This is a genomic window from Ralstonia sp. VS2407 (assembly GCF_052950655.1).
The window spans coordinates 1-473 of sequence record NZ_JBRFVG010000240.1 but is presented as its reverse complement, the minus strand read 5'-3'; the positions used below and the strand labels follow the sequence as shown (position 1 = coordinate 473).

1 protein-coding gene is annotated in these 473 nt (G+C 63.4%); it reads left to right on the top strand.

The annotated features are described in order from the left end of the window. The first annotated feature begins 90 nt into the window (after positions 1-90). Complete coding sequence (locus ACU8YE_RS24825; RefSeq protein ID WP_446930194.1) at positions 91-327, top strand: hypothetical protein; 237 nt, start codon at positions 91-93, stop codon at positions 325-327. The last annotated feature ends 146 nt before the right edge of the window (positions 328-473 follow it).

Sequence of the window (473 nt, the reverse complement as noted above, 5' to 3'; positions counted from 1 at the left end):
ATTTTGAACGAAGCCGGATGCCAGGCGTTCTGAGCCTTGCTCACGTCGAGTCAAACCCAGGTGGGGTACCCTCGCCTCAGGATCCAATCCATGAAGATGTTGACACTCGCGGCCGGTCTGACGGCGCTCACCCTGGTCGGTGCTGCACAGGCGGCCCCGGTTCCGGTTCAACCCGGCCTCGACGCAGCGCAGGGGGGCATCATCCAGGTGCGCGACCGCTCGATGAGACATGGGAGCATGGGTGGCATGAGCCACGGCAACAAGCATGGCATGCGCCGTGGCAACATGGGCCACGGCAACATGCGCGGGATGAACCACCGCATGTGAGCTGAAGCCTCGATCAAGGCCTCACCGCGGCGTGAGCCTTTCAAGCGCGCGTCAGGTTCGAGTTCAGCTGCCTACCTTCAAGTCTCCCCGCTGAACCCGGGCACGCGTGATCGCACCCATCTCCACGATCACGCGTCGCCTTAGCA